Source organism: Mycolicibacter virginiensis (assembly GCF_022374935.2).
GTDB classification, from domain to species: domain Bacteria; phylum Actinomycetota; class Actinomycetes; order Mycobacteriales; family Mycobacteriaceae; genus Mycobacterium; species Mycobacterium virginiense.
Genome location: NZ_CP092430.2, coordinates 4,195,252 through 4,209,052, shown reverse-complemented (window position 1 = coordinate 4,209,052; position 13,801 = coordinate 4,195,252). Strand labels below are relative to the sequence as shown.

Annotated in this window: 11 protein-coding genes; 7 read left to right on the top strand and 4 right to left on the bottom strand. The window is 66.3% G+C overall.

Going from position 1 to position 13,801, the window contains the following annotated elements; genetic code table 11:
- Nucleotides 1-5 precede the first annotated feature (5 nt).
- Nucleotides 6-2,243 (bottom strand): molybdopterin-dependent oxidoreductase, encoded by a 2,238-nt coding sequence (locus MJO54_RS20455; RefSeq protein WP_105295467.1) that lies wholly within the window; start codon nt 2,241-2,243, stop codon nt 6-8.
- 177 nt (nt 2,244-2,420) lie between these two features.
- Between MJO54_RS20455 and MJO54_RS20450 the strand changes: the two genes are divergently transcribed.
- The 3 genes from MJO54_RS20450 (at nt 2,421) to MJO54_RS20440 (ending at nt 5,404) form a co-directional block, all read left to right on the top strand.
- The gene (locus MJO54_RS20450) at nt 2,421-3,518 is read left to right on the top strand and encodes a histidine phosphatase family protein (protein ID WP_105295466.1); all 1,098 of its coding nucleotides are present in this window, start codon (nt 2,421-2,423) and stop codon (nt 3,516-3,518) included.
- Between the two features lie 40 nt (nt 3,519-3,558).
- Complete coding sequence (lipP1, locus tag MJO54_RS20445) at nt 3,559-4,488, top strand: LipP1 family hormone-sensitive lipase (protein ID WP_105295465.1); 930 nt, start codon at nt 3,559-3,561, stop codon at nt 4,486-4,488.
- Between the two features lie 205 nt (nt 4,489-4,693).
- On the top strand, nt 4,694-5,404 hold the full coding sequence (locus MJO54_RS20440) for a 2-keto-4-pentenoate hydratase (protein WP_350355692.1): 711 nt from the start codon (nt 4,694-4,696) through the stop codon (nt 5,402-5,404).
- A 183-nt stretch (nt 5,405-5,587) separates the two neighbouring features.
- On the opposite strand, the gene MJO54_RS20435 is transcribed toward MJO54_RS20440, so the two are convergent.
- Nucleotides 5,588-7,186 carry a flavin-containing monooxygenase gene (locus MJO54_RS20435; protein ID WP_046284246.1) on the bottom strand — a complete coding sequence of 533 codons (1,599 nt, stop codon included), beginning with the start codon at nt 7,184-7,186 and terminating at the stop codon, nt 5,588-5,590.
- Between the two features lie 132 nt (nt 7,187-7,318).
- On the opposite strand from MJO54_RS20435, the gene MJO54_RS20430 reads away from it, so the two are divergent.
- From MJO54_RS20430 to MJO54_RS20420, 3 genes are all read left to right on the top strand, one after another.
- Nucleotides 7,319-8,095, top strand: a complete 777-nt coding sequence (locus MJO54_RS20430) for a glucose 1-dehydrogenase (RefSeq protein ID WP_046284247.1) — start codon at nt 7,319-7,321, stop codon at nt 8,093-8,095.
- Between the two features lie 144 nt (nt 8,096-8,239).
- Nucleotides 8,240-9,133 (top strand): type IV toxin-antitoxin system AbiEi family antitoxin, encoded by an 894-nt coding sequence (locus tag MJO54_RS20425; RefSeq protein WP_105295464.1) that lies wholly within the window; start codon nt 8,240-8,242, stop codon nt 9,131-9,133.
- A gap of 107 nt (nt 9,134-9,240) precedes the next feature.
- Nucleotides 9,241-10,092 carry an IclR family transcriptional regulator gene (locus tag MJO54_RS20420; protein WP_046284248.1) on the top strand — a complete coding sequence of 284 codons (852 nt, stop codon included), beginning with the start codon at nt 9,241-9,243 and terminating at the stop codon, nt 10,090-10,092.
- A 15-nt stretch (nt 10,093-10,107) separates the two neighbouring features.
- Here MJO54_RS20420 and MJO54_RS20415 read toward each other — a convergent pair whose 3' ends face one another.
- Nucleotides 10,108-11,187, bottom strand: a complete 1,080-nt coding sequence (locus tag MJO54_RS20415) for an acyl-CoA dehydrogenase family protein (protein ID WP_240175388.1) — start codon at nt 11,185-11,187, stop codon at nt 10,108-10,110.
- A gap of 159 nt (nt 11,188-11,346) precedes the next feature.
- On the opposite strand from MJO54_RS20415, the gene MJO54_RS20410 reads away from it, so the two are divergent.
- Nucleotides 11,347-12,393 (top strand): acyl-CoA dehydrogenase family protein, encoded by a 1,047-nt coding sequence (locus MJO54_RS20410; protein WP_133165013.1) that lies wholly within the window; start codon nt 11,347-11,349, stop codon nt 12,391-12,393.
- Here the strand turns inward: MJO54_RS20410 and MJO54_RS20405 are convergent.
- On the bottom strand, nt 12,373-13,791 hold the full coding sequence (locus MJO54_RS20405; RefSeq protein WP_105295461.1) for a wax ester/triacylglycerol synthase family O-acyltransferase: 1,419 nt from the start codon (nt 13,789-13,791) through the stop codon (nt 12,373-12,375). The genes MJO54_RS20410 and MJO54_RS20405 overlap by 21 nt on opposite strands.
- Nucleotides 13,792-13,801 lie beyond the last annotated feature (10 nt).

Genomic DNA, 13,801 nt, shown 5'->3' with positions numbered 1-13,801 from the left:
AACCGTCAGGCCGGTTCGACGGTCACCGCGATACCGTTCACCGCGCCGTTGCCCGACGGTTCGTCGATGAATGTGGGCGGCGCCAGGATGTTGTTGTTCACGCCCGGCGAGCCGTTGGCCACCGTCAGACGGGTGCCGGCCCTGCCATGACCCCAGCCGTGCGGCATCGATACCACGCCGGGTTTGATCGCGTCGGTGACCTCGACGGGAACTTCGACGCGCCCAGTCGCCGAAGCGATTACGGCGCTGTCCCCGGTCGTCAGGTTGCGCACTGCCGCATCGTCAGGATGGATCAGCAAGGTGCAGCGGTCCTTGCCCTTAATCAACGGCGTGAAGTTGTGCATCCAGGAATTGTTGGAGCGCAGGTGGCGCCGACTGACCAACACCAACTCATCGGCCCGGCGATCCAGCCGCGCAGCCAGTCGGGGCAGGTCGTCGAGCAGATACTGCGGCGCCAGCCGCACCTTCTTCTCCGGCGTGCTCAGGATGTCGGGTACCTGCGGCACCATCGGGCCGAAGTCGATCCCGTTCGGGTGAGCTTTGACCATGTCGAGTGTCAGCCCGTCCGGGTTCTCGCCGTACCGATCGCCGAACGGCCCGGTGCGCAGCGTCAGATCCAAGATCCGTTCCGGTCCGCCGTGGTCATAGCGCGCGCGAATCTCGGGTCCGGTCAAGCCCTGTAGGTAACACATGACGTCGAAGAAGCCATCGTCGAGCGCGGTGACATCGACAGCTTCGGCGGGAGTCCCGGTGCACAGACCGGTCAGCCGGATCAGGATCTCCCACTCGTCGGGACGGTCGGGGTCGTCGGGGAAGAACACCGCCGGCGAGTAGTTGCTGACGCTGCTGATGGCGAACTGCAGCAACAGGTCGTCATGGTGCGGTTGCTCCAGCGGTGAAAGCCCGGGCAGGAACACGTCGGCGTGCCGGGTCGTCTCGTTGAGCCAGCAGTCCACCGCGATCATGGCGTCCAGCGTCGGCAGCGCCTCATCGAGCTGGTGGCCGGCCGGACTGGACAACACGGGATTGCCCGCGACCGTGATCAGCGCCTTGACCTGTCCTTCACCCGGGGTGGTGATCTCCTCGGCCAGGCACGACACCGGGGTCTGGCCGAGCACCTCTTTGGCGCCGCGGACGCGACTGCGCCACCGGCCGAATTCCGGCCGGCCCCCCTCTAAACCGGGCAGTTGTTGGGTGGTCAGCGACCACGCCGTCGCCCGCGGGAACATCGCGCCGCCCGGGCGGTCGAAATGGCCGGTGAGGATGTTGACCACATCAACCAGCCAGCTCGCCAGACTCCCGAATTCCTGGGTGCACAAGCCGATTCGGCCGTACACCACCGCCTTATCGGTGTTGGCTAATTGCCGCGCCAACTGCCGAATTCGGTCGGCACTGATCCCCGTTGCCGGGGCCACTCGCTGCGGCGTCCAGTCCGCGGTGATCGCCCGCAGGGTGTCGATGCCGTCGACATACTCGCCAGCAGCGCCCAGCCGAATCAGATCCTCGTCGAACAGGGTGTGGATCACGGCAAGCAGCAGGGCGGCGTCGGTGCCGGGGGTGATCGGCAGCCATTCGTCGGCTTTGGCGGCGGTGGCGGTGCGGACCGGGTCGATGACGATCACGGTTCCGCGGTTGCGGATGTCCGCGATGATCGCGTTGATGTTCGGTGCGGCCAGCAGCGAACCCTGCGACACCGCCGGATTAGCGCCCATGATCACCAGCAGGTCGGTGTGGGCGATGTCGGGTACCGGAATGGCCCACCAGCCCCCGTACATCAGGTGCGAGGTCAGGTTCTTGGGCCACTGGTCCACCGTGCCCGATGAGTAGCTGGTCGGGATGCCGGACATGCCCAGCAGCATCCCGATGTAGCGGCCCAGGGAGAACGTGTGCGCTGTCGGATTGCCGATGTAGGAGCTCACGGCCGCGATGCCGTATTCGGCGATGATCGGTTGCAGCAGTTCGGTGCAGCGGCGGAAGGCGGCATCCCAGCTGACCTGGCGCCACTCGCCGTCCACCTTGATCATCGGCACTCGGACGCGGTCGGGGTCCTCGTGGACCGCGGCGAGTGAGGCGCCTTTCGGGCAGAGGTGACCACGGCTCCAGACGTCGTCGCGATTGCCGCTGATTCGGGAGACTCGGCCGCCATCGACGTGAATCTCTAAGCCGCACATGGCTTCGCAGAGCGGACAGGTGAGCAGGTGGCGACCGTCTTTGCCTGTGTCGGCCAATGGCCCAAGCGTCATGTCGGCGATGCTAGAAGTTTCGCGGTCACCTTGGCCGGGGTCGTCCCGCTCAGTGGACAAAATCATTATCCCGTTCACTGAGACAACTGGTTCTTTCCTCATGTTTGCATCAGCTAGCGTCCGGCGCTGTGAGTCCGATCACAGCTCAGTGTTGAAACGACAGAAACGGAGACTGCCATGCCGCATGTTGTCGCCCGCTCTTTGATCGTCACCGGTGCCGTCCTGGCCGGCGGCGGCATGGTCACCGTCACCCCGGTGGCCGCGCCGCCAGCCGGCGCATCGGCCGCGGAGGTCCAGCTCACCGCCGGTGAGGCCCAGGACATCCTGCTGGAGTTTGTCCGGCACGGCACCTCGACGGACAACGTGAATCTGATCAACGGGACCCTCGCGCCCGGGGCACACCTGACCGGTGACCCCTACCCGGCCGCCTACAACGGCCAGCTGCAGGCGGAACAGGTCGGTCAGCAGCTCTACGACCAGTACGGCTCGACGGGCGTAGACGGGATCTTCGCATCCGGGCTGGTCCGGACCCAGGAGACCGCGGCGCCGTTCGCCGATCTGATGGGCATGAACGTCACCAACCTGTCCGGTCTCAACGAGATCAGTGCCGGCATATGGGAAGGCATCCAGGCGTCGACCGGGGATGAGTTCAAGAACATGGCTTTCATGTACCTGGCTGCCCCGATTGCGTGGACCTACGGGCTGTACTGGGTGCCGCTGCTGGGTTCCTCGGACTACAACGGAATGGCGTTCGAAGACCGATTCAGCGGGGCCGTCCAACAGATTTACGACACCAGCATCAACGCCGACGACCCCAACTATCAGGACGTGGCGTTCTCGCATGGCGCGGCAATCATGGCGTGGGTGCAGATGAACGTCGACAATCCCGACCCGTCGCTGATCTGGACCCACCCGCTGACCAACACCAGCCAGGTGGTGCTGGAAGGCAATCCCACCGACGGGTGGACGCTGGTCAGCTGGGACGGGATCGACGTGGCGCCGGCAGATACCGCGACGCAGCTGTTCGTTGCGTTCCGGGATCTGATGACGGTGCCCCAGATGGCGATGTTCCACATCCAGCAGGCGCTGCTGAGCATGGACACTACGCAGATCACGGATGCCTTCTCGACCGGCTTCACCGACGTCTGGAATGAGATGGTGCAGTTCCCGCAGACGGTATGGAACATCGTGATGGATTCGTTCGATTCGAGTCCTGATGCGCCCGTCTCCACCGAGATCGCCGCATCGCTGGCCGATCTCGCTGCAGCGATTTGATCGCGCTAGACATCACGGCCGGCCCGCCGACGAGCTGCTCGTGAACCTCGATCCTCAGATCGCTGAACTGTTGCCTGCGCTCAATGCGGGATTTCCCCGCGTCGAGACGATGACTGGTCCGCAAGCGCGGGCGGCAATTCGCGCCCGCCTGCAGTTGCCCGACGAGCCGGAGCCGGTCGGCGGTGTCGCAGAGCGCACCGTGGCCGGCTCCGCGGGCCCAATCCCGGTCAGGATCTACCAGCCCGCAACGGCCCCAGATGCGGTGCGGCCGGTGGTGGTATTCGCCCACGGCGGCGGATTCGTGTTCTGCGACCTGGACTCTCACGACGGACTCTGCCGGGCGATGGCGAACGGGCTGGGCGCGGTGGTGGTGTCAGTCGACTATCGGCTGGCGCCGGAGGCGCGCTGGCCGGCGGCTGCCGACGACGTCTACGCCGCGACCGCGTGGGCGGCGCGGAACGCCGAGCAGTGGGGCGCGGATCCGGGCCGGCTGGTGATCGCCGGGGACAGTGCCGGCGGGAATCTCGCCGCGGTCACCGCGATGATGGCCCGCGACCACGGTGGGCCGGAGATCGCTTGTCAGGCACTGATCTACCCGGTGATCGCCGCGGACTTCACGACCGCGTCCTACCAGCGGTTCGGGGAAGGCTTCTACAACACCGCCGCGGCCATGGCTTGGTACTGGGACCAGTATTTGCCCGGCATCACCGACCGCACCCACCGCTACGCCTCGCCGATCCAAGACGTACGCCCCGGACTGCCCCCGGCCGTGGTGATCACCGCAGGCTGCGACCCGCTGTGTTCTGAAGGGCAGGCCTATGCGGCGGCACTGGCAGCCACGGGCGTTGCGACCACCCACCGCGACTATCCGGGTGCCATCCACGGGTTCTTCACCATGCCGATGTTGCAGCTGGCGCAGCGCGCCCGGCAGACGTTGTGGGCCGACATTGCGGAGTTCCTGAGGGACTGAGGTTCGGCCCCGTCCACGTACCGCTGAGCGGGACTTGCGCTTGAACCGCTCCACCGTGCTTCGCACACTTGACCCACCGACCGTTCAGGGGAGAACCATCGTGTCGCCAGTGATCAGCATCGCCGAGGCGTCCGGACGCGCGGCCGCGGCAACCTCATTGTGGCGAGCAGAACGGCTGGGCCGCCCTATCGAGTCCCTGTGTGATATGTCCCCGGGGCTGAATATCGATGACGCGTATGCGATTCAGCGGCGCAACATCGCGCGCAGAGTCGACGCCGGATCGGCGATCTGCGGGCACAAGGTGGGCCTGTCCTCCCCGATGATGCAGCAGATGATCGGGGTGTACGAGCCGTGTTACGGCCACCTGCTCACCGACATGATGGCCGGCGACGGCGATACCGTGAAGCTGTCCGGACGCTACCAACCCCGGATCGAAGTCGAGGTCGCATTTGTGCTCGGTGACCGGCTGCCTGGACACACTTGCACCGAACGCGATGTGCTCGCCGCCACCGACTACGTCACCGCAGCGATCGAGGTGATCGACAGCCGCATCCAGGACTGGCGTATCGGCATTGTCGACGCGATCGCGGACAATGCCTGCGCCGCGCGATTCGTGCTGGGTTGGCAGGGCTGTCCGCCGGGGGCCGTGAACCTGACAGACATCGACGCGGTGCTCTACTCCGGTCACGCTGGACGCGAGGTCGTCGTCACCCGGGGAAACACCGGTATGGTGCAGGGCAATCCGGCCGCGGCCGTGGCCTGGCTGGCCCGTACTGTCGCACGTGCCGGGGTGCGTTTGGAAGCTGGTCACACCATTCTGTCCGGGGCGTGCACCGATGCCTTCGATGTCGGTGCGGGCGATCGATTTCGAGCCGAACTGGCCGGTATCGGAAGCGTTTCTGTCGAATTCTGGTGAACCGCGGGGCTTGATGCGGCGGTCCCAGCTTCGCCTCTCCTTCGTTGAGGCTCGCTGAACCGCGGGGCTTGATGCGGCGGTCCCAGCTTCGCCTCTCCTTCGTTGAGGCTCGCTGAACCGCGGGGCTTGATGCTGCGGTCCCAGCTTCGCCTCTCCTTCGTTGAGGCTCGCTGAACCGCCGGCTCAGGATTCGATAACGTCGAATCCTTTGTAGCCGGCCTCGGCGACCGCGGCGATGATCTGCCCGTACACGCCGAATCCACCGATGAAGGGCATGAAGACCCGCGGCCGGCCCGGGATGTTGGCGCCCAGATACCACGAGTTCGCTTGCGTCATAAGGGTCCCTGCCGCGCGTTGCGAGCACTCGGCACCCCATTCGACGGCGGCGTCCCGGCGTGCCTCCAGCGCGATCGCATCGTGGGCGCCCAGATAGCCGATGGCGTCGGCGATCCAGTCGACATGCAGCTCCGAATGCAGCACCATGTTGGCCAATACCGAGGGGCTGCCGGGACCGGTGAGGTTGAACAGATTCGGGAAGCCCGGAATCCCCAATCCCAGATAGGTGTTTGGGCCATCGGCCCATGCTTCATTGAGGGTCTGGCCGTCGCGGCCCACGACCCGCAACTTCTCCACCGATCCGGTCATCGCGTCGAACCCGGTCGCGAACACCAGCGCATCCAGCTCGTAGTGCCCATCGGACGTGTGCAGACCCGCGGCATCGATCCGTTCGATTGGCGTGGCACGCAGATCCACCAGGGATACGTTGTCCCGATTGAATGTCTGAAAGTAGTTCGAGTCGGTGCAGATTCGCTTGGTGCCGATCGGGTGGTCCTTGGGGATCAGCAGTTCCGCCGTCGCCGGATCGTCGATGACGGCGCGGACCTTTTCCTCCCAGAACCTCCGTGCGGTGTCGTTGGCCTCGATGGTGGTGGTTTGGTCGGGGAAAGTCTTGGCGAACAGCACGCCGCCGAGCTGCCAGCGCTTCTCGTAGGCGTCACGCAGTTCTTCGGCGGAGGCTTGTACCGCCAGCTTCGGGTGGGGCCGGTGTGGTGAACCCCCGCCGCTGTCCATCGACAGCTGTCGGCGTTCGGCATAGCTTGCCTTCTGGGCCTGCCTGGTGGCGTCATCGAGTGGGATGTTGCCGGCCGGCACACTGTAATTCGCGGTGCGCTGGAACACGTTCAAATGTGCGGCCTGCTCCGCGATGGGCGGAATCACCTGAATACCGGAGGAGCCGGTACCAATCACGCCGACCCGCTTTCCGGTGAAGTCGACGCCTTCGTGCGGCCAGCGCCCGGTGTGATAAATCTGCCCGCCAAAGGTGTCGAGCCCGTCGATCGCCGGGATGTTCGCATTCGACAGCGGGCCCACCGCCAGCACACAGAACTTGGCTGACACGACGTCGCCGCTGTCGGTGCGGACCTCCCAGCGCAGCGCCGTTTCATCGAGGATCATCTCGGTGACCCGGGTGCCGAACCGGATGTGCCGCCGCAAGTCGAAACGGTCCGCGACGTGGTTCAGGTAAGCCAGGATCTCCGGCTGGGTGGCGTACTTTTCGGTCCAGTCCCATTCCTGTTGCAGGTCATCGTCGAACGAGTACGAGTAGTCGACGCTTTCCACATCGCAGCGCGCCCCGGGGTAGCGGTTCCAGTACCAGACGCCGCCCACGCCATCGGCGGCCTCGAACGCCTGTACCGATAAACCGTCGCGGCGGAATCGGTGTATCGCGTAGAGCCCGCCGAAGCCGGCACCGATCACTACGACATCAACGGAGCTGGTCATGGGAGGAAGCTACCGACGCCGTCGGGCCCTGGAACAGGGCTTGTCCCGCTGGGTGGGAATTGAGCCGGGCGTGATTTCCCGGTGTGGTTGTGTGCACTAGGTGAGGCTGGTGAGGAAAAGGAGATTGTTGCCATGAAACCGGATTCGGACCGACTCTCGGCCGTGGTCGCCCTGGTCACCGGCGGTGCTCGAGGGCTCGGCGCGGCGTTCGCCCGCCGCATCGTCGAGCTGGGCGGCAGGGTGGTCATCGCCGATCTGCTCGACGATGAGGGTGCCGAGCTGGCCAAGGAGCTTGGGCAGAATGCGCGGTACACGCACCTGGACGTCACCGACACCGCGCAGTGGGCCGAAGCGGTCTCCTACGCGAAGGCCGAATTCGGATCTCTCAACGGCCTCGTCAACAACGCCGGCATCGCGACCGGACAGTTCATCGAGCATGAACCCGTTGACCATTTCCGTACCGTGCTGGAAGTCAACCTGGTGGGCGTGTTCAACGGAGTTCAGGCCGTGATCGGCTCCATGCGAGACGCCGGCGGCGGCTCGATCGTGAACATCTCGTCGGCGGCCGGTCTGATGGGCCTCCCGCTCACCGCGGGTTACGGCGCCTCCAAATGGGGCGTGCGCGGACTGACGAAGATCGCGGCGACCGAACTGGGCGCCGACCGGATCAGGGTCAACTCGGTGCACCCCGGCATGACCTACACCCCGATGACCGCCGAAGTCGGCATCCAACTCGGCGAGGGCAACTATCCCAACACCCCGATGGGGCGGGTGGGTGTGCCCGACGAGATCGCCGGTGCGGTCACCTATCTGCTGTCGGACGACGCCGCCTACGTGACCGGCGCTGAGATCGCTGTGGACGGCGGCTGGACTGCGGGTCCCACCGTGAAATACGCGATGGGCCAATAAGGCTGCGTCGGATCTGCGCCGAAACTGAACTCACGCAGGTGGCTTCTTGTGCTTCTCCTGCGTGAGTTCCGTCTGGGCGGTGCAGGGCGGTGTCGCTCGGTGGGTGAATAGCGTCGGCACCTGCCGGAGCACATGCTCTGCGGCATGAATAACCTCATCGTTGGCAGCGAAGCCCTTGCGCGCGGCGAGGTCACCCGTCATGAACTGGCGCGCTGGTACCGCAGGCTTTTTCCTGACGTCTATCTGCCCAAGCGGCAGCGGGCCACGCTACGCGACCGTACCGTCGGCGCCTGGTTGTGGTCACGGCGACGTGCGACCGTCGCTGGTGTCGCCGCATCCGCCCTGCACGGCGCGCAGTGGGTCGACGACGACATCCCGATCGAGTTGATCTGGGACAACACCCACCCACCGCGGGGGATCAAAGTCCGGAACGAGACGACCGCCGAGGACGAGCTCACCTATACCTGCCGGCTACCGGTCACCACGCCTGCGCGGACCGCCTTCGACCTGGGCCGCCACCTTCCGCGCGGAAACTCGCTGGCCCGGCTGGATGCGCTGATGCGCGCGACACCCTTTAGCGCCGCCGACGTCCGGAAGCTGGCGAAGCGGTACCCGGGCGCCCGCGGATTGCGACAGCTGCGGGAACTACTCCCGCTCGTTGACGGTGGTGCGGCGTCGCCGAAGGAGAGCTGGCTGCGGCTAGTGCTCGTCGATGCTGGCTTTCCGCCCCCGGTCACGCAGATCCCGGTACACAAAGACTGGAGGCTGGTCGCCATGTTGGACACCGGGTGGGAGGATTTCAAGGTCGCAGTGGAGTACGACGGAGATCAACACCGTACCGATCGCCGCGAGTACGTCCGGGGCCACCGCCGTGAGCAAACGTTGGCGCAGCTGGGTTGGCTCAACATCAAGGTGATCGCGGAGGACCGGCGCGACAACGTTATCGACCGCACCTACCGTGCCTTGACATCGCGTGGCTGGACTGGCGAGCTGACGCCGCGAAGACGTTGCGAGCGAATCCGGCTCTCGCGAGACTGAACTTACGCAGGTCGCTTCTCGCGATTCGGCTGCGCTGCTTCAGTTTCGTCGGTGGCGGCGGCGTGGTTTAGGCCCCTCGGCCGCCAGCTGCATGGGAGTGTGGAGCTATGGCAGCTGCTGGCCGCGGGGACGCGCCGACGTCGATGGTTGCTCGGGTCGCGCTGATCATGAACGTGTTCGAGCCCGGCGAGTGTCTGCGGCTCGATCAAGTGGTCTCGCGCACCCAGCTGCCACGTTCATCGGTTCATCGCATCCTCAACCAGTTGCATTCCGCCGGGCTGCTGCGCCACCGCTCCGAGGGATACACGCTGGCGGCCTCATCACTTCCGGTGACCCGGATGGTCGAGTACTCCCAGCTGCGTGCCGTCGCCTCGCGGACGCTCGAACGGCTCCACGCGGATACCGGATTGGTGGTCCACCTGGGCGTGCTGCTCGGCGGTGAAGTCGTCTATCTGGACAAGGTGGCCGGACGCAGCGCAGTCGTGCTGCCGACCCGGGTCGCCGGCCGTACCCCCGCGAACGCCAGTGCCCTGGGCAAGGCGATGCTCGCGCAGCTTCCGGCGGAAGAGGTCGACTCGGTGTTCAGCGGGCCGCTGAGCAAGCTCACCCGGGCCACGATCGCGGACCTGGACACCTTGCATCAAGAGCTGACCCGAATCCGGTCCCGGCACGGCCTGGCCTACGACAACGAGGAATTGGCGGTCGGTCTGTGCAGTGTCGCCGCCCCGATCCGCACCAGCGATGGGGAAGTGGCTGGCTTGTCGCTGACCGGTACGTTGCCGATGCACCGATTGCAGCGCACCGCGCCGTTCGTGATGCGCGCCGTCGGCCGCATCTCCCACTATCTGGGCCGACCCGATCCCGAAGCGGCGGTGCGGGGTTCACAAGCTCCGGTGAGCGAAACCGACACCATGCTGTCCCGGGTGCTTCGCACCCTGACCTCCGACGCGTGGGTGTAGCTCGGCGGTCGCAGCTCACAAGATGAATTCGTCGACCTTCAAACCGAACGCGAACTGACCGACGACCGACAGCACCCGTTCGGCGTCGTTGGACACGTGCATGCGGGCAGTCTGGACATCACGCCAGACCCGCTCCACCAACCCGTCGAGGTCCGGTCCCGACCGCTCGACGAACCAGCGCACCACCTGCGCCGCACGTTCGAACGCCACCACCTGGTCTCGTCTGCCGCGCAACAACAGCGCGGCGTCCGGGAATACGTCGTGGTCCGCGCAACTCATGAATTCGCCTATATTGCGCTCGATTTGCCGTATCGACAGGTGCACTCCGGCACTCGCGGTCGCTATTGCGTCCAGGGGGCCGCCGAAGGACGGGCGACGTGCGGCAAGCAGCCCGAGCGCGGCACCGATCACCGGTACCGTCCCGGCGTGGGTGTACAACACCGTCTGCGGAAGTCGGTAGAGCGGTGCCAGGCCGACGCGTGGCTGCTGGCTGACCCCGAACGTGCGGTAGTGGGGCACGATGGCACGGGAAACCACCACTTCGTCAGCGCCGATACCGCGTAGACCCAGGCCGTTCCAATTCGGCTCGATCGTGAAGTCCTCGCGGGGCACCAGAGCGACGGTGAAGTCCTGGGCGGCGCCGTCCTCGCCGACGAGCACTGCCCCGGCCATCAGCCACGAGGCGTGCTGCGCGCCCGCGCAACGGCTCCACCGGCCGGAGAGCCGAAATCCTCCGCTGGCCTGTTCCAGCCGCCCAGTGGGCGCGTAGGACTCGCAGAGCAACGCTCGTGGGTTGTCGGCCCAGACATCGTGCTGCGCGCGTTCGTCGAACAGTGCTAGGTGCCAGGCGTGCACACCCAACATCGCGGCCAGCCAACCCGTGGAGGTACATGCCGCCGCGATGTCGCGACTGGCGGTCAGGTACTCGTCCGGGTGGGCCTGCACCCCACCGAATGCGGTAGGCCGCAGCATCGCGAAGAACCCGGCCTCGTGCAGGCCGGCGATGATGTCGGCATCGACCGCGCCAGTGCGGTCGACATCGGCCGCCGCCTCGGCGATCGCGGGAAGTAGTGCGTGGACCGCCTCGACGGTCATGCGAGGCCGACGAGGCGCTGCAGCTCCGCGGCGTTCGGGCCTAGCGCGTCAGGTCCCCAAAGCCGTTTCATGCGATCAGCCTAATGAACTGCGGCACAACAGCCGCTTCCTTTCAGCCAAACTTGGATACCATTCCTCATCGCGCACAAGGAGGTGGGAATGACCCGGCCGTCGACTGTGCACAGCGTCGCGCGCGAGATTCTCGGTGTGGTGGCGCCGGTCCTCGCTGTTGAAGGCGAAAAGCGGCCGTCGACACCACAATTGACGGCCGTGCTGCAGCAGTGTGGCGGATGGCGAATGTTGCAACCGGTGCGCTACGGGGGCCCGGCGGTGACGGCCGAGGAGTTCGTCGCGGCGGTCGGTGAGCTGGCTGCGCTGGACGCATCGCTGGGATGGGTTACCACGATGTTCAACGCTGCCGCCCACGAGGTCGGCAGCCTGCCCGGCGTTGCGGCCGACGAAGTATGGGGCGATGACAGCACGGCGCTGATCGCACCGGGCTATTGCTCGGAGGGACGTCTGGTGCGAGCCGGCCCGGAATCCCGACTGACCGGCTGTTGGCACGGGGTCGGCGGCGCGGATCTCGCGGATTGGCTCCTGTTGACCGCTGACGGTGACGGTGGCCGCTACCGGGTGCTGCTGCCCCGTGCGCAGGTGAGCACCGAGCCGACGCGCAACTCGTCCGGACTGCTCGGGACCGCCATCTGTGACGTCACGGTGTCTGACGTTGCCGTGCCGGCACACCGCATCTTCCCGTCTTCCGCGTCGGCGCTGCCCGGCGCGGGTGCGGCAGCGACGGTGATCGGCGCGGCCGACGGGGTGTGGCACCGGCACGTCGGGGAGATCCGCCAGCGGCTGTCGGCCTCTTACGGCAGCGAGGAGGTGATGGATCGGCCATCGTCGACGGCCGACGTGGGTCGTGCTGCCTGCGATATCGACGCCGCCAGACTCCAGCTCAGTGCAACGCTGCCACCGATCGCCGGCTCCGCCGGCACTGCCGACGGCGAGGCGACGCGGCTGGCGGCATCGGAACAGCTGCAGGCCGCCGCACGAGCACGTGATGCGGCCGATGATCTGCTGGCCAGCAGCCGGCGGCATGCGCTGGCCTCCTCGGATCCGGTCACCCGGCTGTGGCAGGGCACGCACGCGTGTTTCGGGCTGACAGCGCGGCTGCTGGAGGGCCTGTCAGACGGCTTCGTCGACTGACTCGGGTGCGGCCGGTGCCAGGGCCGCCAACTCCGCGAGCGCCCGTGGCAGGCCGTCCGCGATCTGCCACGCGTCGGAGACATGGTCGCCGCAGACGAGCGTGCAGATAGTCATCTGGTCCTCATAACTCCACCCGGTGAAGTTCAGGCCCATGGGGAACACCACCGGGCCAGTCGAAATGAGCTTTTCGATCGGTGCTCCGGCCCAGTACAGGCGGCGCTGTGGGCCCCGCATATTGGATGCGATCAGGCTGAAGGTGGGTCGGCGGGTCATCCGCTCACTGACCAGTGGCAACGCGCGTGAATAGAACCAGAACAGCGGCCAGTACTCCATCCAGTCGTGCTGTAGCAGGGCATCTCGCTCCGCTTGCACTTCGCGGGCCGTCGTTGTGGCGTCGGCGATGGCACGAAGACGCTCGACCGGATCGGCGATATCGGTCGCGAGCACCACGTTCCACCGCGCGACGTGGTTGCCCCAGTCGGTCCCAGCACCGGGAGGGCGCATGGACACCGGCACCACCGCGGTCAGAGTCTCGACGGGCAGTTCGCCGTTGCGGTCCAGGAACTCGCGCAGCGCACCGCTGCACACGGCTAGGAACACATCGTTGACCGTGACGCCGAAAGCCTTGCCGACCTGTTTGATGGTCGACATGTCGCAGCTGTGGTAGGCAAACCTGCGGCTGGTCGTCAGTGGTGCATTGAACCGCGTACCGGGTGCGGAGAACGCAGCGGCGTATCCGGGCTTACCGGACTTTTGGCGACGGCGCATGATGCCGGCGACGCGCACACTGCGGGCAATGATGCGCGGGAAGTTCAGTGCGGCGTCGGCCTGGTGGCGCAACACCATCGGCAGCCACGTCGACAGCGCGGGGCGCCGTTCGACCGCCGGCGGCGTGGACGGCGGCGCGGGAACCGGAGCGTCCGGGTCGGTGCTGTAGATGGTCTCGAGGAGACGCAGGGAGGCCATGCCGTCGGCGATGGCGTGGTGAACCTTCAGGACGAAAGCCACCCGCCCGTCGGCGAGACCATCGACGTACCACAATTGCCAGGGCGGGCGGTGCCGCTCGGTATCGGATTCCAAGATCTCGCCGATCACCGCCGCGAGTTCACAGTCACCGCCGGGTGCCGCCGCTGTCGTGTGTTTGACGTGGTAGTCGAGGTCGACGCTGGGGCGCGCGAGCCACCAGGGCCGGCCGAACCCCAGGCGCGGCATCAGCAAATGCCACTGCAGCGGTTCGACGTGTTGCACCAGCGCCGGAACCGCGGCCCGGACCGTCTCCAAGGTGACCGCCTCACGCCCCTGGCTCGGATCGAGCACGACCGCCTTGATCGTGTACTGCGGCTGCACCTCGTTCTCCCATGCGAAGAAACTGTTGTCCTCGCCTTTCAGGCGGCGCATTTCTCACCTC